Origin of the sequence: Pedobacter sp. HDW13, from assembly GCF_011303555.1 — a bacterium.
Classification (GTDB): domain Bacteria; phylum Bacteroidota; class Bacteroidia; order Sphingobacteriales; family Sphingobacteriaceae; genus Pedobacter.
The window spans coordinates 5775895-5802591 of sequence record NZ_CP049868.1 but is presented as its reverse complement, the minus strand read 5'-3'; the positions used below and the strand labels follow the sequence as shown (position 1 = coordinate 5802591).

The following is a 26697-nucleotide window of genomic DNA, read 5'->3' as shown; positions in this document are numbered from 1 at the left end:
GCCCTTTTCAGGTGTGTTGTTGAGTTAAATTGGTATAATCGGCCATTGTGTCTATATCTATATGGCCCATTTCGAAGGCTATTGTAGCTACATCATTTGGGTTTTCGACAATAATAGCCTTTGCACCGCTGTTGCCGCTTAAGGCTAAAAGTGGCGCAAAATATTTTTTGGTAAATAATACCGGTGTACCCATGGTGCTGGCATATTGGCTGGCAACAATTCCTTTTCCACTTATTTGCTGCGTTTCAAAAAGGGTTTTAAATACAGCCGCACTGATAAAAGGCTGGTCGGAAACGGATAAGATTACGCCATCCAAATCTGGATTACTTTGCAACATTGCACTAAGCCCGGCTACAATACTGGTTGATATTCCTGCTTCCCATTGCTGATTGATGATGAAATCTATTTTCAGTTTTGCTGTAAGTTGCCCTGCGTGCCCGCCCAATACGGCCAGTACAGGCGAGAAACCACTGGTAAGCATGGCTTCCGTTACAATATCAATCAGCTGTTTTCCATTAAAGGTAAGCAACTGTTTAGCTTGGCCCAACCGGCTCGAATTTCCGCCTGCCAGCATAATGATTCCTGTTTTCATAAGCCAACATGTTGATGGATGGGTAGGATTTTGTTTTTCAATGGTTCTTTCGCCGCGCCGGAAAAGAAGGCCTTGATTTCGGCAACAATAGAAACGGCAATTTCAGCTGCAGTTTCGGCACCGATATCAAGGCCAACTGGGCCATGTACCCTGAGCCTGTTTGATTCGGTATCTAAGCCCAGTTCATCAAGCATTTTCAGGAGTTTCTTTTTAGGCCCCAGCGAACCAATGTATGGTGTATTGGTGGCCAGTAATCTGCCGAGCAGTTCTACATCATAATTGTAATTGTGCGTCATTAGTACAAATGCCGTGCGTGCATCGCTTTTCGTTACATCAACTTCGCTTGCTTTGGCAACCAGTACACAATCGGCTGTTGGGAAACGATCTTTGCTTGCCTGAGCAGGCCTGCCATCGATAACGGTAACCTGCCAGCCCAGTAAATGGCACATTTGAGCAAGTGGTTGGGCATCGTTACCGGCACCTGCAATAACAAGCGCAATCGGGGTACTGATAAATTCGAGGAAAGCTGTAACGGGCTGATTATCGAAGCTGTAAGCTTTAAATATTGAGGTTTTGCTCAGCAACACTTCCTGAAGATCCTCTTCAATGCTGCTGTTTATTAAGCCAGATATGTTTTTGAAATCGGCATTCGCTTTTAAAAGTAATTGCGTACCGGCATGTTGCTGGCCCTCTAATGAAAATAGAACCGCAATAGCCGCATCCTCGCGCTTTCCTTCCACTTCGTTAAGTATCGCTATCGGGTTGATCTTTGCATCTGCAGTTAAGGGTTCAAAAAGAATATATACAATGCCGTTGCAGCCCAGTTGTACACCAAGCTTTGCATCATCCTCATCGCTGGTATCGTAAGTAACCAGTCGGTTTTCCTGCAGGTGTATGGCTGCCAGTGCCTTGCGGAGTGCATCTCCTTCCAGGCATCCGCCACTAATAGCTCCGGTGAGCTGGCCGGTTTCAGTAACCAGCATCCTGGCCCCGGGCCGGCGGTAAGAGGAGCCCTCTACCTTTACTACTGTAGCCAGCGCTGTCCTGATATTGGCTTTGCTGGCTTTATGGTAGGCTTTCAGGATCTCAGTAATTTCGTTCATATCTGCTCGAAGTTTATCGGTTTGATAGTGAGGGCTAATGCTTTAATTTCTTTGTTGCTATTTGGCAGGCGCATAAGCTCCCGTTTTAAGCCATATGGTCCATTGTTTTTTAAATTCTGCATGACTCAAAGGTGGTAAAGTACGACCTTCGCCGGGGTTCCAGCCCGATAAAACCAGACCATCATCGGCATGTTCGAGCAATTTTTTCAGGTCTTTATTGCCATTTTGCTTTGGATCTACCAATTGTTTGGCCAGCTGATTGGCCGAACGGCCCTGAAAAATCATTTTCATGTTGGCTGGTGGTAAATGCCAGTTAGGGTTACCAGGTGGCGTATGTTTTCCGGCTGTATTGGTGGGTTGATGACAATTACTACATTTCATGGCATACACACCTTTACCATCTAAGCCGCGGCGCGGACTCATGGTGTGCTGGTGACTATCATCGCCCTGCAAAGGAATATCGCCACTGGGATGGCAGTTCATGCACCGCGGACTCTTGAGCACGCTGTACACCTTTTTGAAAGCTGCAACCGAAGCCACACTATCTTTAACCACAGCTGGAGTAGTGGTTGGTTTAACATCGTGATGAAGCGTAAAAGCCATAAGGGTTACCAATGAGAGGATTACACCCATTACCGCTGCTATGCGTAGGGTACCTGCATGGGCTTTGGTAAAATTTGAAAATTTTCTCCTCATCCCTTACTTTCTCCTTTCTTTTGCAGTTCGGCAGCCAGGTGTATCGCTTTGCGGATGCGTAGGTAAGTGCCGCACCTGCAAATATTACCGGCCATGGCCTGATCAATATCAGCATCACTAGGGTTGGGGTTCTCGCGCAACAATACCGCCGCCGACATTAACTGACCTGAATGGCAATAGCCACACTGCGGAACATTTACCTCATTCCAGGCCAGTTGTAAAGGATGATCGTTATTTTTAGATAAACCTTCAATTGTTCTGATTTTTTGGCCCTTGGCACGGCTCACTTTGGTAATGCACGATCTCACTGCCTCGCCATTGAGGTGTACCACGCAGGCTCCGCATTGAGCTACCCCACAACCATATTTGGTACCGGTTAAGCCAACCAAATCGCGGATGGCCCAAAGTAAGGGCATGTCAGGATCGGCATCAATGTCGAAAATCTGATCATTAACGTTTAATGAAATCATAAGATTCGTTTTATGTTTTGTTAATTATTGCAGTTGTTGTACTGCTTAACTGCGCCAGGATGAGATAACAACAGCTAAATTTTGTTCAATACACTAATTTACAATTTTGTACGGTAAAAGTTTGCTGATCGGTAATTTTGGTAGTGGATCAGTAATTTGGGTAGGTTGGGCTGCGATGCAGGATTGTTTATTTGCACAAAAGGCACCGCTGTGGATGCCTTTATAATATTCTTTGTATTAGCACTGAATAAACAGCAAGCTAGAATGTCGTAAACCTCAAATTTATCCCAGTTTTTTCCTCAGCCATTTGCGAACAGGTTCATCATACCATTTCAAAGTGATGTAAGCTAAAATAATGCTGCCGATTAAAATCAATAAAGCATAAGGCCAGGCCTGCACAATGGAAGTACCTTTATTGTTACTAATCCACGCGACATAAAAATACACCAGTGGATAATGCACCAGGTAAAGCGGGTAGGAAATATCACCCAGGAATTTGCATATCCGGCTTTCCGTTTGGCTGTGTATTACGCCACTGGCCCCCAGGTAAACGATGAACGGAAAAACAAGGATAATACATATGGATTCATAGATTCCGTTCATCCAAAGGTGTTCGGTACCACCTATGCGTGGCATATATAAAACGATGGCAACCATTAGGCTACACCATAAAAAGGCATGTTTAATGTGCGTGGGTTTCGCTATTCGAGAGAGTAGTAAACCCGCAAAGAAAGGAAACATTGTGCGCGTTATGCCTACATGAACCTGTTCTACGTTTAGTGTCCAGCCTCCGCTAACATCGCCATTGGGACTGGTAATAGCCAAATGAGCCAGCGCTATGGCTGCAATTAATACCAAAATGCTTAGTGCCGTTTTAGAAAACTTTCTGATACCGACGGCGTACAGGATATTGGCAATGTATTCGAAAAATAACGACCAGCCCACACTGTTTAGCGGGTGCATTTCTTGCCAGCCGCGTATATCTTGCGATAGGGGAACAGGCAGGATGGTGTAACCAATGAGCATTACCAGTAGCATTTTCCACAGTGGAATGGTGTGGATGAGTGGCCAGATGGTTGAATCGGTAAAATAGAAACCGATTGCGCCGAGGGTCATGCCTAATACCACCATGGGTTGAAGCCGTTCGATACGGCGTTTAAAGAAAGTACCCACAGTCATTTTATTCCAGCGATCGTCGTAAGCATAGCCGATTACAAAACCCGATAAAAGAAAGAAAAAATCGACCGCCAGGTAGCCATGGTTAACCAGGATATCGAAATGTCCGGTGCCTAGTGGCTCAGTGAGGTGAAAGGTTACAACGATAATGGCAGCTATACCACGTAATCCATCTAGTATTGGATAATGTGGTTTTGCAGAAAGGTTATCAGACATTGTGATGGTTATGTTTTCGCTTATAAATGGTTATTTGTTGAACTTGTAAAATTAAATAAATCAGATAGCCGAACTCAACTAATCGTATCAAAATCCCTACAAATAGTCTCATTTTTAGAGAAGGGAAAGGGCAGGAGGTCAAGCTAATGTATAGGGTACACAGATCGGGTGGGATGATTTAAGCGAATGTTTCTCTTTCGTTGAAAATTTTGAAACAATGGTTAGTTCTGTATATTTGATAGGGGACCAAAATTTATTAAATAACAAAACGAAATGGAAGGGATTGAAAATCAAATTTCTAAAGACAAAAATATACTGCTTGTTTTGTTTGAAAGGAGAGAGTTACACTTAGAAATCAGTGATTTAATTGACAATTTCTGTGGAAAGGTAGTAAATACAGTTCCGGAAGTACAGACCACAATAGGTAAAAGGCTCTATGTATGTGGAGATCTGAGTAGCATCAAGTTGGATAAAATACAAACATATATCATTCGAGAATTTTCAAGTAATTATGAGAATTTGGTTAATGAGGACAATATAGATGTTGTTGAACTTGGCGAAGTTCCTATTGTTGTTAATAATGCTGGGGTTTATTTTAGAAATCTATTTAATGATGATTATTTTAATAGCATAGAGACTGAACATAAATTTCAGGAATTGACGGAATCTACAAAAGAGTCAAAATCCTTTAGAAAAGGAATCTATCTGACAGAAATCTTAAAAGAAGAAACAATTGATAACAATGAAGTACTCCATTTTAGGTTATTGAGATGTTCAAGTAATTTAACAGGGCCAACAGACAACTTTCGCGAAACGGACCGTAAAATAATTGATCTTTTAAATGATTCTGTAAAATTTGTTTTTGAGAAAGAAACGAAATTGAATCACGTATTAGCACAGATCTATGAAAACAAAAGAAAGGAAAATCAGAAAGAAATAAAATCGAAGATTAGTGCACATTCTGACAAAACGAAAGATATGCCCAAAGATGGACTTATCGCCTTTTGTACTTTCTATGACATGTCGGCTATGGACAATATAAAGCCTTCCAAGACGGATAAATATGATTGGTGTTATAAGGAAACAAGTGCTTTAACAAGACTTCACTTCAAGTTAAAAAAATCAGTTGACGATCCTGCTTTGATCAATGAGTTTAGTATAACGCTATATCCAAATTCAGTCTTTATTATTCCTCTTTCAACAAATAGATTATATACTCATGAAATCAAACCATCCATTTTAAACATTGATCAAATTCCTACCAGAATGGGATATGTGGTACGTTGTTCTAACCTTGAGGCCGTATATATGAATGCTCAAACATACATTAAGGAGAATAATAATCTTTTCCAACTTGAGGATATGACTTCTGAAATGCTTGAAGATTTACGTAATTCTTATTACAGGGAAAATACAACTAAAAGCATAATTGATTATGGTAGAATTCATTTTAGTATGAATTCTGGTGATTATGAAAGGCCAATATACTAACATGCTTCATTAAATAATTATGAGTACTCCTGGATTTCAAAAAATCACTCTTTCATTCGATATAAATTTATATGAGAAATTAATTACTTCTGTTGATTTTGAATGCGTTGCCAAAGGAAGAATAGGTAACCATCTGGTTAAAATCGAAGAAAAGGGTGTTCCAATCGTTAGAACTACAACAGCATATCATATAGCCGCACAAAATTTTTCTAGTATTCACGATTTTATTATCGAACATATAAATTTTGCAATTAAAGATAGCGAATTGAATAACTTACCACCAGTTGATTTCAATAATGCTTTGATTGAAGTCTATGATTTTAATTATTCCAAAATGAATTATCATTCCGACCAAGGCCTGGATTTGGACGCTAATTCTTATATAGGGCTTTTTTCCTGTTATAAAAATCCAGAAGAATTGTCCGATAACCAGTTGAGAAAGTTAATAGTAAAAGAAAAAGGTAGTGATGAAGAACTTGAAATTCCATTAACACATAATTCATTGATTTTATTTTCTGTAGAAACGAACAGTAAGTTTCTTCATAAAATTATATTAGATCGTATGTTCCATCAAAAAACATTACAGTCAGATAATAAATGGTTGGGCATAACATTTAGAAAGTCAAAAACATTTATCCAATTTGAGGATAACTTGCCTTATTTTGCTAACGGTCAATTATTAGAGTCTGCTAGTGAAGAACAAAAAGCAGAATTCTTTAAGCTTCGGGGGCAGGAAAATCGCCTTATAAATTTCGATTATCCAGAACTGACATATACATTAAGTATAGCAGACAGATTGATGCCCATCAATAAAATTTGAATATTGGATGATTTTATCTTTTGATACCTATTACTACGAGAATAAAGCTAAAACAGTATGTCTGGCTTTTGAAAACTGGAAAACAATGGATGATTTCTCGGTCTATTGTGAAATCCTTGAAGATATTGAAGAATATATTCCTGGTGAATTTTACAGGCGGGAATTACCTTGCATTCTAAGTTTATTGAAAAAAATCAGGTTCGAAAAAATAGAGATGATTGTAGTTGACGGATTCGTATTTTTAGATGATAATGATAAAATGGGCTTAGGCGGTCATTTATACAAACAATTGGAAGAAAAGGTGCCAATAATAGGGGTTGCTAAAACTAATTTTGCCTCAATTGTAAAAAACAAACGAGAACTAAAGAGAGGAGATAGTCAAAATCCTCTTTTCATCACTTCAATTGGTCTTAATATTGATAAAGCAGTTGAATACATTGCTAGTATGGCTGGAGATTATCGAATTCCAAAATTACTGAAACACCTTGATTCACTTACTAAACAAAAAAACGGTGAACAAAATTGCAGCTAAGTATCTTTAACTTGGTTAGAAAGGATCTTTAATGCAAAAAGCCCCACATTTCTGTGAGGCTTTCTGTGATCCCGCTGTGATATGAACTTGGTTCAATCTTCAGCGTTTAAAGGCCATCTGGAAAGTTTGTTAAAAGTGATGTCTTTTATATTATATTCGTCTTATAAGAAAGCTCTTATCATGAAAAAAATCTTTATACTCTTATCAATCTTTATCAAATTTACCTTTGGCGTAGCGGCACAAACCATCATGATGCCACCCCTAGACAGCTACCTAGGCATTTACAGCAGTAAAAAATCGTCGCTCAAAATAACCATCAGCAAAAATAATACGACACTAATAGCCCAAGCAACCGGGCAGAACGCATTTCCATTGGAGGCCCGTGCCAAAGATCAGTTCTTGTATTATAAGGCTGGCATTGAGTTGTTATTTGATGCTACCAAAGGTGAAATGACAGTGAACCAGGGCGGCGACATATCTTTGTTTACCAAGGATAACTTTACACCTGAAACGGTAATTGCACAACAACCCATAATCTATCAGCCTGAAGCCATGCAGGCTGATCTCAATAAATTTAAAAATGCACTTATCAAAACACATCCAGGCCTTTATACAAATCAATCCCCGGAGAAATTTGAAGAAATGGTAGACAAATTGATGTTGGAAACTTCCAAACCTATGCAGGCTGCAGATTTTTACAAGGTTGTACTCCAAATGATTGCTAATATTCATGATGACCATACGAGTGTAAAAGCTTTTAACCATTTGGGTGATATTATAGCTAATCAAAAATGGCTACCCTTTCAAATTTACGTTAAAGATGAGCGCATTTTCATTGTCAACAACTTGAGTAATCTACAAATCCCTGAAGGCTCTGAAATTCTGGCAATAGATGGTTATTTAAGCAATAAGATTTTATCTGAAACTTTGAAATATTTCTCTTCCGATGGTACCAGCGAATCTCCTACACTACATAAATTAGGAGTTTCTTACTTCCATCTGTTTGGTAAACTATATCCGCAGATTTTTGGAGAAAAATTGTCCTACAATCTTTCTTACCGGGATTATAAGTCTAACAAAATTTTAACCGCACAAGTGGAACCCGTCTCTGAACAAAACTACATGGCACTCAAAGGAAAACGTTATCCATTAACCATCCAATCGACAGATGCTTTTAATTTTACGCTTAATAAGCATGGAAATCATGCAATTCTCAAAATCGATCGATTTTTCAAAGACAGTTTTAATGAACCCAAAAATACCTTTCCTGATTATTATAAAAAATGTTTTAAAGAAATTTCTGCTAACAAAATTAAAGACTTAATCATCGACTTAAGAGATAATAGTGGTGGTAAGGCGGAAAATGCCGCTTATTTACTTCAATACTTTATTAATAAGCCCATAATTCCAGCTAAAGAAGTAACTACATTGGGGAATGATAACTACTTTTTGAAAGCAACCGGCGTTAAACTTGAATTAGATGAAGACTTTGGCCTGGCTAAGCGAATGGATGGAACTTTTAAGGTGACAAAATCCGATGTCGCACTAGAGAAATTTGATCCAATCAAAGAATATCATTTTAATGGAAGATTGGTGGTGCTGATTAATGGTGGAACAGTTTCCGCGGCTGGCACAGCCGCAGGACTTCTAAAAGAATATACGAATGCTATTTTGGTCGGAAGTGAAACCTCCGGATATGCAGGCATTAGTAATGGGGTTCAAAAAATATCAATATTAGGCGGCCATACTGAAACCGCCATAACAATACCGCTTTTACATGGCGTGTATGCAATAAACCCATCTATGCAAAAAAGAGGCGCTATTCCTGATTATCAGGTATCAAACTCTGTTGAGGACATACTTGGAAACAGGGATGCGGTTCTAGAATTTGTATTTAAAAACTTATTGCATATTAATGCTAAGTAATATCCTTAGAGGAGTATAACTTGTATATCAATTATTTGTTAAGGGGTCACTAAGTGCTGTACTGATGTTTTTTAGTTGTGTTTTCTAAAATCGGTTCTATCGCTTTTAAAACTTCATAAATTGGTTTAAATATTCCTATCCTAGTTACATGAAATGAAAAAGTTGTTTTTGGCAATAAAGAGTTTGGATTTATTTACTCCGTGCAGGTTAAGTTTGATATTATAGAATAATAACTTGAATAGAGTACCGCTAATGACTTTATGCCAGAAGCTTAATATATTACCAACTTTAACTAATTCTTTGACCTATGAGTAGCAGTTATTTTAAACAACGTGACCGTTTTGATTTTAGCAAAGACACCTTAGATATTGGAAACCCCATATCTTGGAGCCGTGAAAATTTTCTAAAACTCTTATTTAAAAGAATTTTTGCCATAAGCGAAGAACGCATTGAAGAATTTTACCAGCGACATTTAGCATATTATCTGGAAACCCACCCTGATGGAAGGAAGAAGTATTTTTTGAATTTCTTTGGGAACTCATAGAACGACAGTTAAAAGTACTTCTAGCCAGAGATATTTATCACAAAGACCATCCTATAAACGAGTGGGAAATCAAACAGGTTAGAAAATTTACCGAAGTATTAATCCCTTATGATCAATGGAACTTTGGATCAAGCGGAAAAGTTGAGGGAGGGATTATTTTAGCCATATATTTTAGATTATCCTTACTTCCTGAACGGCATCATACGCTAATTTCTGAACATGGAAACGATCAATTACCCGGTGCGCGTTTACAAAACACCGTTTTACGGCCAATTGCATGTTGGCAGCCATATCCATGGTTACTTCCTGCACCCTTTTCCTAAGTTTTCCTGGGGTCTTTTTCAGTACAGATATAATATTTTCGGCCACTGTACTCTTTATCATCGCGACAATAGTGCATTTTCTACCCTTGGCTTCCTTATTGGTTACAATAGTAAGAGTTCCCCATTGGATAAAGCGGTTTCATCAATACTAAGCCTAGGACTTATATTCTCTCCAAAAAGCATCCATTCATCAGCATGCGCTTTCTGATCCCAATCATTGTAATCACTGATATGCTCTTTATATTGTTCTTTGAGCTATTTGCCATCAACCTGGAAGTAGTGCCCTAAATGATAACAGCTAATGGGATGGTTATCCAAATATTCCTTTTAAAAAAAGACCGAATTCCGTAGTCATTCGAGTCCCTTTGCGTATTAAATCCCAATCCCTGCTAATAATCTCTCCAGTCTTTTTTACTGTCCACCTACGTCGCTTGATGCACAGGGCCACCTTCTGCCCACGGATTGGGAAATCCTGTATCTGAACTTCGGGAAAGAATCCTTTGGATTCAAGATCATCTTTGTGGTAACCATCAGGCGCTATATTCTTCTCTTCAAGGTAGATGTGCAGTTCTTTGGTCGCTTTATCGGCTTTAGTAAGTTCGAAATAATCTAAGATGCCTTCTGGCAATAAAAAACTAATAAGGGTTTGTTCGGCTGCTGTCAAGGAAATAGATGTTGGTATTAAAACTACAAAAGAAATAAATTATTCCATTACCCCCAACTTTTCCGCTTGATCCAAATCGGTGAGTAATTTAGTTTTTCCACTAAAATAAAAAAAAAGCTTGCAATCATTTGATTTGCAAGCTTTTACGTAGTTTTGATACTATTTTCTGTGATCCCGCTGGGATGTAAACTTTGTTCAATTTCAGCGTTCAACGGCTATCTGGACGTGGGTTGAAATGTGACTCACCGAATCACTCACCTTTTTCATCTGTATTTTTTGTTGCACAATTGCTATTCAATAAATATAAGCTTTTTTTAATTAAAAGAATAAGACTTTGTAGATTCCAAAATTAAATGAACAGACGATAAACTTCACTTCAAGTCAGCGAAAAATAAGTAAAGTGAAAAAAAGATAATATTCTCGACGGATTATGTTTTATATTAGTTGCGGAAAATTTAAAAAACTTCATGAAAATGACACTCTCAATCGGCAAAGCTATGGCTTGCCTTGCACTACTGTGTACCTTAGTTATTGCATCCTGCAAAAAAGAATTAGCAATTAGTCCTAGCTATGGGAAAATAGAAGAGCCGATAAAAAAAATCACATATGATGAATTTTTGAGATCTGTCGATATAGGGTCTTTTGGAGTTCTTAAAGAAAAATTCAAATCTAGCGGTTCAAGAGAAAGAGTTATGTCTATTGGGGATCAAACCTATCACCACGATCTAGCCATATATACAGATACTATTCAAAAAATCATTAATAAAAACAGTGTTAGCTATATATTTAAGATGCCATTAACATCTGCTCGAGCTATATCTTTTAGAAATCTTACAATAGAAATAAAAGATGATAAAACAAGCGCCTTTATAACCACTTATACCCCTTCTCAAAAGTGGATCAATGAAAGAAGAAAAACAAATTATCTCCAATACGATGGAGCTGTTTCTTTTGCTCCCATTCAATTAGAAAGTCTCAACCTCAAAGAAGCACTTTCCATTGTCAAAACCGAAGGTAGGGATAAATTAATGGCTGCTGGAAATAAAAACATGCTTGCTCAGATATGTATTGGATATACCATTATGACCACATCTGCATACGGGTGTTCCAACGGAAATCATATGCCGTGGGATGAAGGATGTCCATGGAATTTTGGAGGTGTTGTACCTCCTGGAGACCATGCTGGTGGATATACTACAAATGTTGAGGTTTACGAAGTTTGTCAGCTAACAGAAACAGCTAGTGATTATGGAGGTGGGGGTGGTGGAAGCTCAACCCCTACACCCCCACCAAATTATAATCCATGTGATGGAGGAATTCCAACGGTTAGTGTCGCTTTTGAAAAAGGAACCAGATTAATGGCACTGCCTCCTAATCCCTGCGATGGTGTAGATCCCGGCCCAATAGACCCACCATCTGAGCCAAGTCTTTCTCTTGGACAATCAACTTTGTTAGCCAATTCTCTTATTAATCAAACTGGTGAAATTAGAAATTTTATTGTAAACAACCCTTCCATCAGTAACGAATTGAATGATCTTGTAAGTGAAGACGATTACTCATTTGAGTCACAGGTGGCAGCGGCAATGATGATAAAGGGAACTTTGTCAAATCAGATAAATACTCCTAATTCTCAAACGCTTTATACCAATATTTCATCCACAATACCGACAACTATTAATCCCGATCTTGGTTTATACTTTGCTACCTACTTTTCGACTGAATGCGCCATAATTAAATTTGAACATCCAGATTGGCCAAAGTGGAAAGTTTTCTATTATGCGAGTAAAGAAATGCTTCATTTGGCGTTAGACGGAGTTGGACTAATCCCTGTATACGGGGAAGTAGCAGACCTCGCAAATGCTGTTATCTATCTTGTCGAAGGAGATGGCGTAAATGCTACTTTAAGTGCTATAGGGGTCATTCCTATCGCAGGTTGGTGGGCAACCGGTGCTCGCTATGCAAAAAAGACACTTAATTTAGCTAATGGTTCAAAAACAACATTAAAATGGGTAGCTTATGCTGGCAACGCAATACATTTTGGAAACCGAAGCCAACTCAGAAAGGTTTTAAACCTTGCCAAGGGAGACCTTAGGCAAGCGCATCACATAATTCCTTGGGCTAAATCTGCACATAGAGCCATTCAAAAGGCAGCCAAATCAAAATATTTCTTCCATATGAATGAAGCATTAAATGGGATACCTTTGAATACCTTGGTACACAGTGGGAGTCATTCGCATTACGATGATTTAGTGCAGCTTAGACTCGATCAAATTTCAAGTAATTTATCACCAGAGCAGACTTATGATGAAATTTTAAATATAATAAGCGATATTCGCAATGCTATTAATAGTTACCCCAACGTTCCCCTTAATCAATTACTTTTTTGATGTATTATAGAATTAAACACAGCTTAGATTTGAAAATTATTGGACAATCCAGCCAAATTCAAGATGCAAAGCTTCCTGAAGGCTGGGATACCAATCCAGCATTCATTGATAATATTGAATTTCAAAAAGTTAGCTTTGAACCTATTACTCCTGTCGGAACTTTACACAAAAGATCCAAATTAACAGATCTAATAAGTGCTGTACCTGCAGGATTCACAAGAAAATTGCTTATAAGTAAAGCACTGAAAGGGGTTTTCGAAAGGTTTGACAGTGGACTTTTTCAATATTTTAAATGCCCCGTCTTAAGTAAAGATACAACAATTGAATACTGGATAGTGAGTCCAATCATTTCTATGTTCGAAAACGTAGATTTTTCAAGATCTGATGTTGTTTCCAGAAAACGCAAACCTGAAGGCGGTACTTATCTGGAACCAGCGGCACTATCAACCTTAAATGAATTCCACAAGTATTTAACCCTTCAAGGTGAAGACAGTTGGAAAACAACAATAGATCATGTTTACATCAAGGAAGGTACTGTTGAAGATGTGTTTGCATTGGGTAATGTTGACGGGGTGTAGGATACTATGCTTCTGAAAACTTTAAAAAAACTATTGAACAGCATGGATTTACAGGAATTGAATTTGCACCAAGTAATTTAAATTCGATCGAATGGCTACATAATGAGCGAAAAAACCGATATAAATAACTCATACGAGCAACACGTATTTCAAACAATATCACATGATACCTACTTTTGAGCAATGGGTTAAAAATGATCAAAAACTGAACGACCTACTCGTTAAAATACAATCAATTGAAGAATCAACTTTCCAGCAAGCTGAAATGGCTTTCAATGAGTTGTGCAATCTATATGATTTGCCCAAAATGCCCGAAGATCTGATTTGTTACGAAGCATTGTCTCGTCCTGCTATAGCTTGTCATTAGGTCTGATACGGGTTTTCCTTTATTGTTTAAAGAAGGAGTAGAGCAACACGTGACGCATAAATATTCAAAAAAGATGCTGTTTGATGATACGAGTTTGCTTGATTCCTTAAGAATATTAATGAGTAAACGAAGAGTAATCAACAAACACTATTCTGATTTAAGGAGATTTTATGGGAATGAATCTGTTGTTTTGGATGAATTTCCCTCAAAAACAGATATTGAAATAGATTAATAGAAAAGCCGAACTGTTCAAGATATAAGCTTGCGCATCTCGAACTAATGAATAAGGAAAATCCCTAACTCTTGAAATATTATTCATGTAAATTAAAAATCCAGGTATATTTCTAAGTTCCAGAAAAATATTGAAATAACAGTTTACGACTTTTAGCATGTTGACACCGATCTCATTGACTGAATTAGAAGAATGGATCTCAAAGAGAGAATGAAAACTTGAAGGTGGGCCACTAAGAATTCGGAACTTAATTAAAATTATACCTCAAAAATTGCAGGAACCAGAATATGGAGTTGAGGGTTGAGGATTTTGGGTTATTACAGCTTTTGGAAATACAGTAGTTTTTTTATAATAATATCGAGGATGGGTTTAATATCCAACTCATTTTTCTCTGAACAAATCAGGAGAAAATTAAAATGCCTTCCTATCTTAAGGTGCTTATTTGTTACCTTAAGATAGGTTATCACATTTCGTGATAACCTATCCCTGTTATTTGTGTAAGTCTAGCGACTCATCCCTCTGCCACGGTCATTTTTCTGGCTATTTTTTGCTTCCTGAAGCTTACGATACAATTCCCTGTTTTCTAATAGACTGGTGTATTCACGTACTGCCTTTATGATGCTTTTCTGCACATCCTGCCATTTTAGCTTTGTGTCCATTAATTTTACGGGAACATTAAAGTCGATATCCTTATGGTACATCAGGGATGACTTAGCGGTGTTAGGATCGACATTTGGGTATTTCTGGCAGTAGTAATCCAATATTTCGTTCAATGGCATTTCTTTTAACAGGTAATGCATATCGATAAAATCCTTAATCCGTTGTCCGCTATTTACTATTGCATTGATCTTCATGGCCGATATATCCTGGTTGGACATCATCCTTATGCCTTCAATGGTTTCTATTGGCCTGATAGATGGATACTTGTGTGAGATAAAATCAAAATCAACTTCGCCAATACTACCACTTACATAGTTGCCCTTGTGGCGTTTTACATCTGCGCCATAGGTGTTCCTTAAATGTACGGCGAGTCTATCACCATCAAAGTCCGATGAGCTGAAAAGGTCGATATCTATGGATTCCCTGTGTCCAATCCTCAAAGATAGTGCGGTACCTCCAACAAGGTAAAAGGAGTTGAGCTGATGGTCTTGCATCAGTGCCTGGATTAGATCCAGTGTCCCTTGTGTAACTGTTTCTTTGTGTAACATCTGAGTTTTTCTTTGCTCAACTGAAAATATTTGCAAACGGCTTCCATGGTCATGTCAGAAAGGTATGTGATGTCTTCTTTAAGCGTTTTCACTACATTTTCTCGCCCATAAAATCTGATCATTTCCTCCCAATCCCTAGGACTACCTTTATCAAACACCCGTTCGATAACGGTTTTGTAACTCCTGTTCCAGTCCAGTTTATCGAAATCAAAGTCCCAGAACAGTACCTTTGGAAGGTCTGGTCTTCTGACCTTTTGTATCAGTGGCTGTCTTTCAATTTTGATTTCATCGTTTTCGAACGGAATCTTCTTTTTCGAAAGATAGTTGTTCAATGTATGATAGTTATAGGTTGGGTAACTGTCGCAAAATCCTTTCAGACTTGAAAACACATCGATATCTGTACTGGCAAATCTTTTCCAGTGCACAACGATTACTCTTTTGTTCAATTCCTTTAACATCCTACAAATCTAACTAAAACATGAACTAATGCCTAATATTTTTAAATATTTGTCATTTGATTGTTATTATTAAATTTATTGATTTATATCATAGCTAACTTTTTCTTTAGCAATGCCATGTCTTCGCTTACCTTGATATCCAAAATTTTAGCGTAATGCTGGGTAGTCCTGATGTCAGTATGTCCAAGCATCTTCGATACGCTTTCTATGGGTACACCATTCAATAGCGTAACGGTAGTGGCAAAGGTATGGCGGGCAATATGCGAGGTGAGTTTTTTCTCAATTCCGCAGAGGTCGGCAATCTCCTTCAGGTATTCGTTCATCTTTTGGTTGCTGGGAACAGGAAGAAGCAAGCCTTTATTATGGCAAACTTTGTTGGTGGAATATCTATCGACAATCTCAACAGCTGTTGACAGTAGCGGAACCGATGACCTTGTTTTGGTTTTCTGCCGATTGGTGAAGATCCATCGGTCGCCATCAATTCCCTTTCTGATATTCTCCTGTTTCAATTTGAAGACATCGACATAAGCCAAACCAGTAAAACAACAGAAAATAAAAACGTCTCTTACCTGCTTCAATCTCTCCGATAAAAACTCTTTGCCCGCGATATGAGCCAATTCCTCTTTGTTCAGATAAAAACGGTCGACGTTCTTAGTTTTGCCTTTATAAGCGGTAAATGGGGATTTGTCTATCCATTCATTTTCCATACAGATACGAAGAATTTTCCCGAGGTTCTTAATGTTCTTTACCACATAATTGTTCGCACAGTTCTTATCAGACCTTAGATAATGGTCAAATCCATTCAGAAATGCCTGGTCGATGGTCCTAATGTCCATATCGGCTGCACCATATTTCAAAGGAATAAAAACCTTCAGGTGTCTTTCCAAAACTTTATAACGGTTCAGGGTGCCACGGACATAATCCTTTCCCATCAGCTGTTCCATTTTTTCGTTATGGTCGGAAACAGCTTCCAGCAGGGTATGGGAATTGGTCAGTGTGCCAAGATAACTGGATTTAATGGCATCAGCAGTAATAGGCAAACCCATATCAAAAACACATTGATGGGCGTAATAAACTGCATTCTGCAACTGGTCAAGATGGGTATTCAATACTTTTGTTTCCTCTTTTGTACCCATGGCACGGTTTCCTTTGGCATTCCACCGTTTGGGGTCACAGTCTCGATTGGTGGACAGTTCGGAACGGTTGCCATCCACGGTAATCCTCATGTAGATCGGCACATTTCCACTCACATAGTTCTTTTGCTTTTTTAGATAGAAAAGCAGGCTAAAATTGGTCTTCATAATCTCTCGATTTTAGTTAAACAAATGTAGCTTTGCGACTAAAAAAATACAAGATGTACAGTTTGTAATAACCTGTACAATAATTGATTATGTTAAATTCGGTGCGTCAATTTCTAACCTTTTGCCTCACTCACCGAATCACGCACTAAAGTTTTGTGAAATCATGTGAATTTTGGCAATTCCCTAAAAGCAAAAACCCTGCTAATCGTGCGATTGCAGGGTTTTATACATTTTGATAGTCTTTGGTGTGATCCCGCTGGGATTCGAACCCAGGACCACTACATTAAAAGTGTAATGCTCTACCAGCTGAGCTACGGAATCTACTTTGCTTAAAACGTTATCCGTTTCCTTTAAAGTGGTGCAAATATAGGGTTCTAACCTATTTCCTGCAAATAAAAAATTATCAAAACTGCTAACTGTATTGATTTATAGGTGAATTAATTATTTACCTTCTCTTTTTTAAACATAATTGATATTTTTATCGCTCAATATTTAACATCCATCATGCACAAATCTTTCCGTTTACTCTTTTTTCTACCTTCGCTTTGCTTATTTTCCTGCCAGTCTAAATCATCTGATGAAGCGGCACAGGCCAAACACAAACAAGATTCGCTGGCTTCGTGCGAAAAAAATATGCCCAGCCGTTTTGGTGGAGTAAAAGATACTTCGAGTTTTGCCAGTAAAGCACTGAGTCATGAAGGTATGGTGTTAATTCCTGCAGGCGAGTTTGCCATGGGCGCCGGAGATAAAGAGGGCAGGGAAGACGAATATCCACAACACCAGGTTAAGCTGTCTTCTTTTTGGATGGATGTTACCGAAGTTACCAATGCCAGTTTCCAGAAATTTGTATATGCTACCGGTTATGTAACCACTGCAGAGCGTAAACCCGATTGGGAAGAAATGAAAAAACAGCTGCCTCCGGGTACACCCAAGCCACCCGATAGTGTTTTCGTAGCCGCATCGCTGGTTTTTTATCAACCTAAACGCGTTACCAGTTTAAACGATGCCTCGCAATGGTGGGCCTGGATTAAAGGTGCCGATTGGAAACATCCGCACGGGCCAAAGAGCAGCATTAAAGGCAGGGAAAATTATCCGGTAGTACATATTTCATGGGATGATGCCATGGCTTATTGCAAGTGGTCGGGCAAACGCTTACCCACAGAGGCCGAGTGGGAATTTGCAGCACGTGGCGGCTTAAAAAACGAGAAATACCCCTGGGGTAACGAAGATATTGAAAAGGGGAAACCCAAAGCCAATACCTGGCAAGGAAGTTTTCCTGTAAAAAATACCGATTGGGATGGCTACAATGGCCTGGCAGCGGTAAAATTGTTTAAAGCCAATGGCTACGGCCTTTACGATATGGCAGGTAATGTATGGGAGTGGTGTAACGATTGGTACCGTCCTGATTATTATGCTAAACTTTCGGGAATTGCCAGTAACCCACAAGGCCCGGCAGATAGTTACGACCCAATGGAGCCAACAGTACCTAAGCGTGTGGTTAGAGGAGGCTCGTTTATGTGTAATGCTTCTTATTGCAAAGGTTATCGGGTAACTTCGAGAATGAAAACTTCTGCCGATACTGGCTTAGAGCATACCGGTTTCAGGTGCGTTAGTTCCAATTAAGCTGGGGCTTGTTAAATTTAAAATCACGCAAACGTTTGTTGTGGAAATTATTGAAATATTTGTTTAGTTTGGCGCAATCAAATTAAACCGAACCGAATATTTATGCAACAAACAACAAAACCAGGCCAAACGCAGGGACCAAAACCGCTCGTTATTATATGTGCCTTATTCTTTATTTTTGGCTTTGTAACCTGGGCGAACGGAACCTTAATTCCTTTCTTTAAGTTATCTTTTGGCTTATCAAATTTACAGGCATTCTTTGTAACCTTTGCCTCGTATATGGCTTACTTCTTTTTGGCTCTACCATCATCGTGGATACTGAAAAAAGTAGGTTTTAAAAATGGAATTGTTTTAGGGCTGGTTATTTTAGGCTTAGGTTCTCTAATCTTCATACCAGCAGCACAAACCCGTACTTTCGGTCTTTTCTTAACTGGTATTTTTGTTCAGGGTGCAGCTTTGGCTTTGCTTCAAACAGCTTCAAATCCATATTTAACAATTATTGGTCCAATCGAGAGTGCTGCAAAGCGTATCAGTATGGCAGGTATCTGCAACAAATTTGCAGGTATGATTGTGCCTTTGGTTATGGGTAGCTTGTTTCTAAAAAATGCATCGGAGGTTGAAAAGCAAATTAAAGCAGCAACCGGCATTGCGCACGAACAATTGTTAAACGAGGTTTTAGGTCGCGTTAACATGCCTTATATTGTATTGGCCATTGTGTTTTGTCTGTTTGCTGTAGTAATTAAATTTACCGATTTACCAGAAGTAGAAGTTGAAGAAGATGTGGTTGACGAAACCAAAGGTGAAGTGGTAAAACATAAAAGCATCTTCCAGTTTCCACACTTGTTTTTAGGCTCGCTATGTATTTTTGTATATGTAGGGGCAGAGGTTATGGCTGGAGATATCATCGGGATTTATGGTCGTGAGTTAGGTATTAGCCCTGAAATTAGCGGGAAATTAACTTCGATTACGCTTTTCAGTATGTTAATAGGTTATATTGTGGGGATCATAGCCATTCCGAAATACATCTCTCAGCAAAAAGCACTTAGAATTTGCGCCATTTTAGGTATCGTGTTTACCGTTTTATCTTTCGCTATTTCTACCTGGTTTGCCGTTATCTTTGTGGCCCTACTAGGTTTGGCAAACTCGTTAATGTGGCCGGCAATTTTCCCGCTGGGTATTAGCCATCTGGGTAAATTTACCAAAATAGGTTCGGCAATTATGATTATGGGTATTGCAGGCGGCGCTTTAATGCCATTATTATATGCTTTCTTAAACGAAAAATTACATGTTCATTTCCAGCTGGCTTACCTTTTAACGGTATTGCCTTGTTACCTTTACATTCTTTATTTTGCTATTAAAGGACATAAAGCCGGATTAAATATAAAATAACCCAAACCAAATAAATTTTATGAGTCAAGCCCGGTCTGAAAAGATTGGGCTTTCTTTTGCCATTAATTTTCAGTTATTTTGGCGAATTATAAACGAGGTCCGAATCTTGTACCTCAAATCACAATACTCATATCTCAATAATGAATAAAGCTATTTTTCTCGACCGTGATGGCGTACTCAATCACGAAATATACGATTATATTACCCGTATTGAAGATTTTAAAATCCTTGATTATCAGATTCCCGTTTTAAAGCGTTTTTTTGACGAGGGTTACTTGTTAATTGTAATTACAAACCAGGGTGGCATTGCCTTAAAGCGTTACAGTGAGCAGGAGCTGGCCATTATGCACCAGATGCTGCGCAATGCTTTTGTAGCGAAAGGTGCCGATATAGCTGGTTTTTACTATTGCCCGCATCATCCAACTGTTGGTGGTGAATGTAAGTGCAGAAAGCCGGCTTCAGGAATGATTCTGGACGCTATCGATATGTACGATATTGACCCAAAGCAATCGGTAATGATTGGCGATAAACCGCGCGACGTGGAAGCGGCCAACGGAGCAGGAGTGAAGGGGATTCTGATTGAGCCAGATGAGCAGATCAGTTACGAGACGGTTAAAGAGGTTCTTAGTCGTGAGTCTTTGGTTTAGTTTAGAGTTCTAAGTTGGGAGTTTGGAGTCGCCAATTGTCTAAACCAAAATAGAACATTTGATAATTCCTTAAATGTACGGGCTATTCTTTTAAAATGTAGTCCATAAAAAAGTCCTAAGTTGTTTTAACTTAGGACTTTTTTTATGCGCTTGGAACTCAAAACTCCAAGCTTAATTCTCCAGACTATTTGCTGGCTGCCTTAGCGTGGTCTGCTAAGAAAGTAGCTAAGCCGCTATCAGTTAAAGGGTGTTTTAATAAACCTACAATAGCGGCTAAAGGAGCTGTAATTACATCAGCACCTAATTTAGCGCAGTTTACAATGTGTAATGGTCCGCGGATTGATGCTGCTAAGATTTGTGTTTCGTAACCGTAGTTATCAAAAATAGTTCTGATATCTTCGATTAAAACCAAGCCATCGCTCGAAATATCATCCAAACGACCTAAAAATGGAGAAACATAAGTTGCTCCTGCTTTAGCAGCCAATAAAGCCTGTCCGGCAGAGAAAATTAAAGTACAGTTGGTTTTGATTCCTTTTGAAGAAAAATATTTAATGGCTTTAACACCATCTTTAATCATTGGCACTTTAACCACAATTTTAGGGTTTAAAGCAGCTAATGCTTCACCTTCTTTGATGATTTCTTCGAAAGTGGTCGAAATAACTTCAGCACTTACGTTGTCATCAACGATATCGCAGATGGCTTTGTAGTGGTTAATTACATTTTCATCGCCAGTAATACCTTCTTTAGCCATTAAGCTAGGGTTGGTAGTTACACCATCTAAAATGCCAAGATCTTGCGCTTCTTTGATTTGATCAAGATTTGCTGTGTCAATAAAAAATTTCATGCTTATAAATTCTTAAAGTGATTATTAGGTTCTGCTGTTAGAATCCCTGAAGAATTTAATATCCCCCCTTCAGGGGTTAGGGGGTAAAAAAAAGGGCAAGCACCTTCTATCGCACCGCTACAACCTTCTACCCTTGCTATGTTCCCATCCTGGGGAGTTCAAAGGGAGCTGGTCGTAAAAGACTTGCCCGGCCACAAAGGTAGAAAAAGAAGTTGTTTTGCAAAACCCATTTCTTGAATTTTTTATAGATTGTTGCTATCTGACTGATTAGTAAATTAATAAAATTTAATTGTGTACTTTTAAATAGGCTATATAAAACCAAAAATAATTGATGCATTCATGAATTATTTATATTCGAGTATTTAATTCATATATGAATTAATAGTTAAATCGATTTAGGCTTGATTTTACCAGAAAAAGTGAAATTATTGTACAATATTATCATTATGTTAATTGTAATTATATAGCTGTTTAATTATAAATTTTCTATTTTAACTGCTTTTAATTGAATAAGGGATAAAATTTTTCAAAAAATTATGTCAACTCTGTAATTTACCAGAAATTTTTTATATCTTAGTGTTTCCTATACACTAACAACTAACGAGCAAAGAATGGAACCAAACAGTGGATTGTACGATGCGCAATTTGAACACGATGCCTGCGGTATTGGGTTCGTTGCGCATGTGAAAGGGCGAAAATCGCATCAAATCATCTCCGATGCACTTACTATTTTAGAGAATCTAGACCATAGAGGGGCAAGTGGAGCAGAACCGAATACTGGCGACGGCGCTGGGATTATGATTCAGATTCCTCACGAATTTTTTTATGATGAATGTTTAAAAGCTGGCTTCAGCTTACCGGAAACCAATAATTATGGTGTAGGTATGCTGTTTATGCCAAAAGATATCCGATCAAGAGAAGAGTGTAGAGAGCTGATTTACCGTGCTGCAGAAAAACTTGGTCTTGAGATTTTAGGTTTCAGAAAAGTTGATGTAGATACAACAGATATAGGTAGTATGGCGCTTTCTGTTGAGCCGGAAATTGAACAGGTATTTATTGCCCGTCCGTATGCCGTAGCATCAGGAGCAGATTTTGAGCGTAAGCTTTATATTTTTAAGAATTACCTAATTAAACTGATTGTTAATACCGTACATGGCGGTAAAGATTTTTATATCGTTTCGCTATCTGCGCAAACTATTATATATAAAGGTCAGTTAACTTCTTTGCAGGTTCGTACTTATTTTAGCGATTTAAGCGATAAACGTGTGGTTTCGGCCTTAGGTTTGGTTCACTCACGTTTCGCAACCAATACATTCCCGTCGTGGAGACTTGCACAGCCTTTCCGCTTTATTGCACATAACGGGGAGATTAATACCTTACAGGGAAATTTAAACTGGTTCAGGGCAGGTGTTAAATCATTAGCTTCTTCGCATTTTACGCCTGAAGAGCTGGATATGCTTTTACCTGTTATCGACGAAACCAACTCCGATTCTGGCTGTTTGGATAACGTAATCGAATTGTTATTCCACGCCGGAAGAACGTTGCCTCATGTTTTAATGATGTTAGTGCCTGAAGCATGGGATGGTAACGATGATATGGACCCGGTTAAAAAAGCCTTCTACGAATTCCACGCTACTTTAATGGAGCCATGGGACGGACCGGCTGCAATTGCTTTTACCGATGGTAAATTAATTGGTGCCACATTAGATCGTAATGGTTTACGCCCTTCGCGTTATGCTATTACTTCCGATGATCGCGTTATCATGGGATCTGAAGCTGGTGCATTAGCGATTGATCAAAGTACAATTATCGAAAAGGGTCGTTTAACGCCAGGTAAAATGTTCGTTGTGGATATGGAGCAAGGCAGGATCATTAGCGATGAAGAAATTAAAACACAGGTTTGTGGCGGAAGTCCTTATGCGGATTGGATTAACCAATATCAGATTCGTTTAGAGGAGTTGCCTGAGCCGCGCTTAATGTTTACCGGTTTATCGACCGAATCTATTTTTAAATATCAGCAGGTTTTTGGCTACAGCAGGGAAGATGTAGATCTTTTGCTTAAGCCAATGGCACTTGAAGGTAAAGAGCCTATTGGTTCGATGGGTACCGATACGCCACTTGCTATTTTATCACAACGTCCGCAACATTTATCTTCATATTTTAAACAGCTTTTTGCTCAGGTTACCAATCCGCCTATTGATCCGATTCGGGAGAAAGTGGTAATGAGTTTGGCTAGTTTTATGGGTAGCAACGGTAACTTGTTAGATGAAAATCCTAGACAAGCACACTGTGTTGCAATTAAGCATCCAATTTTAACCAACCAGGAGTTAGAAAAACTGAGAAGTATCGATACCGGTGTTTTCCAGGCTAAAACTTTACAAACCTATTTCAGGGCCGATGGTAAGCCGGGTGCAATGGCGAAAGCTTTAGATCGTTTGTGCCGTTATGCGGTTGATGCGGTTGAAGATGGTTTCCAGGTAATTGTGTTAAGTGATAGGGCTATCGATTCTGAACATGCTGCAATGCCTTCATTATTGGCAGTTTCGGCAGTACACCACCACTTAATACGTAAAGGTTATCGTGGCGCTGTTGGTATTGTTATCGAGGCTGGTGATATCTGGGAAGTACACCATTTTGCTACGTTATTAGGTTTTGGTGTTACAGCAATTAACCCTTATCTGGCACTAGAAACCATTGGTGGTTTTCAGGAAGAATCTGGTTTATCTACAGAAGAATTAACTAAAAACTATATCTACGCAGTAAACAGCGGCTTGTTAAAAATCTTCTCTAAAATGGGTATCTCTACCTTGCAGTCATATCAAGGTGCACAGATTTTTGAAATTTTAGGTTTAAACAAACAAGTGGTTAATACTTATTTCACTGGTGCTGTTTCGCGTATTGGTGGTTTAGGTTTAGATGAAATTGCAAAAGAAACATTAATTAAGCACCACCGCAGTTTTGGTCCGGCAACGCAGACCGAAAACTTATTGCCTGCTGGTGGTACCTATAAATATCGTCGCAGAGGTGAAGCGCATTTATTTAATCCGCAAACCATCCACTTGTTGCAAAATGCGACGCGTAAAAACGATTTTAACATTTTCAAACAATACTCTAAACTGGTAAATGAGCAAACTCAACAGGCTTATACCATCAGAGGTTTGTTCGAATTTAATTATACCCGTCCGGCGGTTCCGTTAAATGAGGTAGAATCTACTACCGAGATCTTAAAAAGATTTGCAACGGGAGCAATGTCGTTCGGTTCTATCTCTCACGAGGCTCACTCTACTTTAGCTATTGCTATGAACCGCATTGGCGGAAAGAGCAATACCGGTGAGGGTGGTGAAGACGAAATGCGTTATACTAAATTGCCAAATGGCGATAGTATGCGTTCGGCCATTAAACAGGTAGCTTCTGCCCGTTTTGGGGTAACCAGTTACTACTTAACCAATGCCGATGAGTTGCAGATTAAAATGGCTCAGGGTGCAAAACCTGGTGAAGGTGGTCAGTTACCTGGTCACAAGGTGGATGACTGGATTGCGAAAGTTCGTCACTCAACACCAGGTGTAGGTTTAATTTCGCCTCCTCCGCACCACGATATTTATTCGATTGAGGATTTGGCCCAGTTAATTTACGACCTTAAAAATGCCAACCGCGCTGCAAGGATCAACGTTAAACTGGTATCTAAAGCAGGTGTAGGTACTATTGCAGCCGGTGTTGCTAAAGCACATGCCGATGTAATTCTGGTATCGGGTTTTGATGGTGGTACCGGTGCTTCGCCGTTAACTTCTATTCAGCATGCTGGCTTACCTTGGGAGCTTGGTTTGGCAGAAGCACACCAAACATTGGTTAAAAACAAATTACGTAACCGAATCGTTTTACAAACTGATGGTCAGTTAAAAACAGGTAGGGATATTGCTATTGCAGCATTATTGGGTGCTGAAGAATGGGGGTGGCTACTGCTGCATTGGTTACTTCGGGCTGTATCATGATGCGTAAATGCCACCTGAATACTTGTCCGGTTGGTGTGGCAACACAAGATCCGGAATTGAGAAAATTATTTACCGGTGATGCCGATCACGTAGTAAACTTGTTTTATTTCCTTGCAGAAGAGTTACGCGAAATTATGGCTGAATTAGGTTTCAGAACCATTCACGAAATGATTGGTCAGGCTGATGTTTTAAAAGCACGCGAGTTGCCTGCAATCGACTGGAAATTAAAACACCTTGATTTATCGGCTATTTTATACAAAGCTGAAGATAACGGCCTGCCTTTATTTAACACCGAAGCACAGGATCATGGTCTAGATCACGTTTTAGATCATAAACTAATTGCAGCGGCACAATCTGCTATTGAAAACAACGAACCTGTTTTTGCAAGTTTCGAAGTTAAAAATACCGATCGATCATTAGGTACTATGTTATCTAACGAAATCTCTAAAGTACATTTAAGTGCAGGTTTGCCGCCTGATACCATCAACTTTAAATTTGTTGGTTCGGCCGGACAAAGTTTTGGCGCATTCAATACCCGTGGGGTTACTTTATCACTGGAAGGTGAGGCGAACGATTACGTGGGTAAAGGATTATCGGGTGCAAGATTAGCAGTTTATCCTTTTGCAAATTCAACTTTTATACCTGAGCAAAATATTATTATCGGTAACGTGGCATTGTATGGCGCTACTTCGGGCGAGTTATTTGCACGTGGTAAAGCTGGTGAACGTTTTGCCGTACGTAACTCTGGTGCAACAGCAGTTGTAGAAGGAGTTGGCGATCACGGTTGTGAGTACATGACCGGTGGTGAGGTGTTAATTCTTGGTGATACAGGAAGTAACTTTGCTGCAGGTATGAGTGGTGGTGTAGCTTGGGTTTACGATGCAAACGGAACTTTTGCACGCAAATGCAACAAGGAAATGGTTGATTTAGATCCGTTGCAGGCTGAAGATGAAGAGCGTATTTTGGCTTTGCTTAAATCGCATATCAGATTAACAGACAGTAAGGTAGCTGAGTTTATCTTAAGTGATTGGAAAACACAATCAGCTCACTTTGTAAAAGTATTCCCTAAAGAATACAAAGCAGTTTTAGCAAAACGTAACCAACAAGTAAAAACACACTAA

22 protein-coding genes, 1 tRNA gene, 1 other RNA gene and 1 pseudogene are annotated in these 26697 nt (G+C 38.9%); 12 read left to right on the top strand and 13 right to left on the bottom strand.

From position 1 onward, the window contains the following. Nucleotides 1–7 precede the first annotated feature (7 nt). The 5 genes from G7074_RS24115 to G7074_RS24095 form a co-directional block, all read right to left on the bottom strand. A complete protein-coding gene (locus G7074_RS24115) occupies nucleotides 8–592 on the bottom strand; it encodes an NTP transferase domain-containing protein (RefSeq protein WP_124560013.1) in 585 nt (194 codons plus the stop codon). Then, on the bottom strand, nucleotides 589–1695 hold the full coding sequence (locus tag G7074_RS24110) for an XdhC family protein (protein WP_124560014.1): 1107 nt from the start codon (nucleotides 1693–1695) through the stop codon (nucleotides 589–591). Before G7074_RS24110 ends, G7074_RS24115 begins: the two co-directional genes overlap by 4 nt. A 57-nt stretch (nucleotides 1696–1752) precedes the next feature. Beyond that, complete coding sequence (locus tag G7074_RS24105) at nucleotides 1753–2391, bottom strand: hypothetical protein (protein ID WP_124560015.1); 639 nt, start codon at nucleotides 2389–2391, stop codon at nucleotides 1753–1755. After that, nucleotides 2388–2861, bottom strand: a complete 474-nt coding sequence (locus G7074_RS24100) for a (2Fe-2S)-binding protein (RefSeq protein ID WP_124560016.1) — start codon at nucleotides 2859–2861, stop codon at nucleotides 2388–2390. Before G7074_RS24100 ends, G7074_RS24105 begins: the two co-directional genes overlap by 4 nt. Nucleotides 2862–3143: 282 nt before the next feature. Next, nucleotides 3144–4253: an acyltransferase gene (locus G7074_RS24095; RefSeq protein WP_166211768.1), complete on the bottom strand. Its 1110-nt coding sequence runs from the start codon at nucleotides 4251–4253 to the stop codon at nucleotides 3144–3146. 273 nt (nucleotides 4254–4526) lie between these two features. On the opposite strand from G7074_RS24095, the gene G7074_RS24090 reads away from it, so the two are divergent. The 5 genes from G7074_RS24090 to G7074_RS24070 all read left to right on the top strand — a co-directional run bounded on the left by G7074_RS24090 (nucleotide 4527) and on the right by G7074_RS24070 (nucleotide 9566). Beyond that, the gene (locus tag G7074_RS24090) at nucleotides 4527–5744 is read left to right on the top strand and encodes a hypothetical protein (protein WP_124560018.1); all 1218 of its coding nucleotides are present in this window, start codon (nucleotides 4527–4529) and stop codon (nucleotides 5742–5744) included. Nucleotides 5745–5763: 19 nt separating this feature from the next. Beyond that, entirely contained in the window at nucleotides 5764–6564 is an 801-nt protein-coding gene (locus G7074_RS24085) for an alpha-ketoglutarate-dependent dioxygenase AlkB (protein ID WP_124560019.1), read from the top strand. Between the two features lie 7 nt (nucleotides 6565–6571). Next, on the top strand, nucleotides 6572–7096 hold the full coding sequence (locus G7074_RS24080; RefSeq protein WP_166211765.1) for an endonuclease V: 525 nt from the start codon (nucleotides 6572–6574) through the stop codon (nucleotides 7094–7096). A 180-nt stretch (nucleotides 7097–7276) separates the two neighbouring features. Further along, a complete protein-coding gene (locus G7074_RS24075) occupies nucleotides 7277–9022 on the top strand; it encodes a S41 family peptidase (protein WP_166211762.1) in 1746 nt (581 codons plus the stop codon). A gap of 307 nt (nucleotides 9023–9329) precedes the next feature. After that, nucleotides 9330–9566: a hypothetical protein gene (locus G7074_RS24070; protein WP_124560022.1), complete on the top strand. Its 237-nt coding sequence runs from the start codon at nucleotides 9330–9332 to the stop codon at nucleotides 9564–9566. 171 nt (nucleotides 9567–9737) lie between these two features. On the opposite strand, the gene G7074_RS24065 is transcribed toward G7074_RS24070, so the two are convergent. Both G7074_RS24065 and G7074_RS24060 read right to left on the bottom strand, forming a co-directional pair. Beyond that, the gene (locus G7074_RS24065) at nucleotides 9738–9950 is read right to left on the bottom strand and encodes a transposase (RefSeq protein ID WP_240916395.1); all 213 of its coding nucleotides are present in this window, start codon (nucleotides 9948–9950) and stop codon (nucleotides 9738–9740) included. 249 nt (nucleotides 9951–10199) lie between these two features. Then, on the bottom strand, nucleotides 10200–10553 hold the full coding sequence (locus tag G7074_RS24060; protein ID WP_124560024.1) for a transposase: 354 nt from the start codon (nucleotides 10551–10553) through the stop codon (nucleotides 10200–10202). A 467-nt stretch (nucleotides 10554–11020) separates the two neighbouring features. Here G7074_RS24060 and G7074_RS24055 point away from each other — a divergent pair, with 467 nt between their 5' ends. The 3 genes from G7074_RS24055 to G7074_RS24045 all read left to right on the top strand — a co-directional run bounded on the left by G7074_RS24055 (nucleotide 11021) and on the right by G7074_RS24045 (nucleotide 13885). After that, nucleotides 11021–12940, top strand: a complete 1920-nt coding sequence (locus G7074_RS24055) for an AHH domain-containing protein (RefSeq protein ID WP_166211759.1) — start codon at nucleotides 11021–11023, stop codon at nucleotides 12938–12940. 29 nt (nucleotides 12941–12969) lie between these two features. Next, complete coding sequence (locus tag G7074_RS24050; RefSeq protein WP_166211756.1) at nucleotides 12970–13518, top strand: imm11 family protein; 549 nt, start codon at nucleotides 12970–12972, stop codon at nucleotides 13516–13518. Between the two features lie 163 nt (nucleotides 13519–13681). Then, nucleotides 13682–13885 carry a hypothetical protein gene (locus G7074_RS24045; protein ID WP_124560026.1) on the top strand — a complete coding sequence of 68 codons (204 nt, stop codon included), beginning with the start codon at nucleotides 13682–13684 and terminating at the stop codon, nucleotides 13883–13885. A gap of 735 nt (nucleotides 13886–14620) precedes the next feature. Here the strand turns inward: G7074_RS24045 and G7074_RS24040 are convergent. From G7074_RS24040 to G7074_RS24025, 4 genes are all read right to left on the bottom strand, one after another. Then, complete coding sequence (locus G7074_RS24040; RefSeq protein ID WP_124560027.1) at nucleotides 14621–15325, bottom strand: nucleotidyl transferase AbiEii/AbiGii toxin family protein; 705 nt, start codon at nucleotides 15323–15325, stop codon at nucleotides 14621–14623. Beyond that, nucleotides 15283–15771, bottom strand: coding sequence for a hypothetical protein (locus G7074_RS24035; protein WP_124560028.1), 489 nt, complete (start codon nucleotides 15769–15771; stop codon nucleotides 15283–15285). Before G7074_RS24035 ends, G7074_RS24040 begins: the two co-directional genes overlap by 43 nt. Nucleotides 15772–15866: 95 nt before the next feature. Next, nucleotides 15867–17084 (bottom strand): site-specific integrase, encoded by a 1218-nt coding sequence (locus tag G7074_RS24030; protein ID WP_166211753.1) that lies wholly within the window; start codon nucleotides 17082–17084, stop codon nucleotides 15867–15869. 248 nt (nucleotides 17085–17332) lie between these two features. After that, a tRNA-Lys gene (locus tag G7074_RS24025) sits at nucleotides 17333–17405 on the bottom strand. 183 nt (nucleotides 17406–17588) lie between these two features. On the opposite strand from G7074_RS24025, the gene G7074_RS24020 reads away from it, so the two are divergent. From G7074_RS24020 to G7074_RS24010, 3 genes are all read left to right on the top strand, one after another. Beyond that, nucleotides 17589–18707, top strand: a complete 1119-nt coding sequence (locus tag G7074_RS24020; RefSeq protein ID WP_166211750.1) for a formylglycine-generating enzyme family protein — start codon at nucleotides 17589–17591, stop codon at nucleotides 18705–18707. A 102-nt stretch (nucleotides 18708–18809) separates the two neighbouring features. Next, nucleotides 18810–20096 carry a sugar MFS transporter gene (locus tag G7074_RS24015; RefSeq protein WP_124560031.1) on the top strand — a complete coding sequence of 429 codons (1287 nt, stop codon included), beginning with the start codon at nucleotides 18810–18812 and terminating at the stop codon, nucleotides 20094–20096. A 140-nt stretch (nucleotides 20097–20236) separates the two neighbouring features. After that, on the top strand, nucleotides 20237–20743 hold the full coding sequence (locus G7074_RS24010) for an HAD-IIIA family hydrolase (protein ID WP_124560032.1): 507 nt from the start codon (nucleotides 20237–20239) through the stop codon (nucleotides 20741–20743). A 184-nt stretch (nucleotides 20744–20927) separates the two neighbouring features. Here the strand turns inward: G7074_RS24010 and fsa are convergent, their stop codons facing one another. Beyond that, nucleotides 20928–21587, bottom strand: coding sequence for a fructose-6-phosphate aldolase (gene fsa, locus G7074_RS24005; protein ID WP_124560033.1), 660 nt, complete (start codon nucleotides 21585–21587; stop codon nucleotides 20928–20930). 90 nt (nucleotides 21588–21677) lie between these two features. Continuing rightward, nucleotides 21678–21776: signal recognition particle sRNA small type (gene ffs / locus G7074_RS24000), an RNA gene on the bottom strand. Nucleotides 21777–22198: 422 nt separating this feature from the next. On the opposite strand from ffs, the pseudogene gltB reads away from it, so the two are divergent. Beyond that, nucleotides 22199–26697 (top strand): annotated as a pseudogene (gltB, locus tag G7074_RS23995) (glutamate synthase large subunit).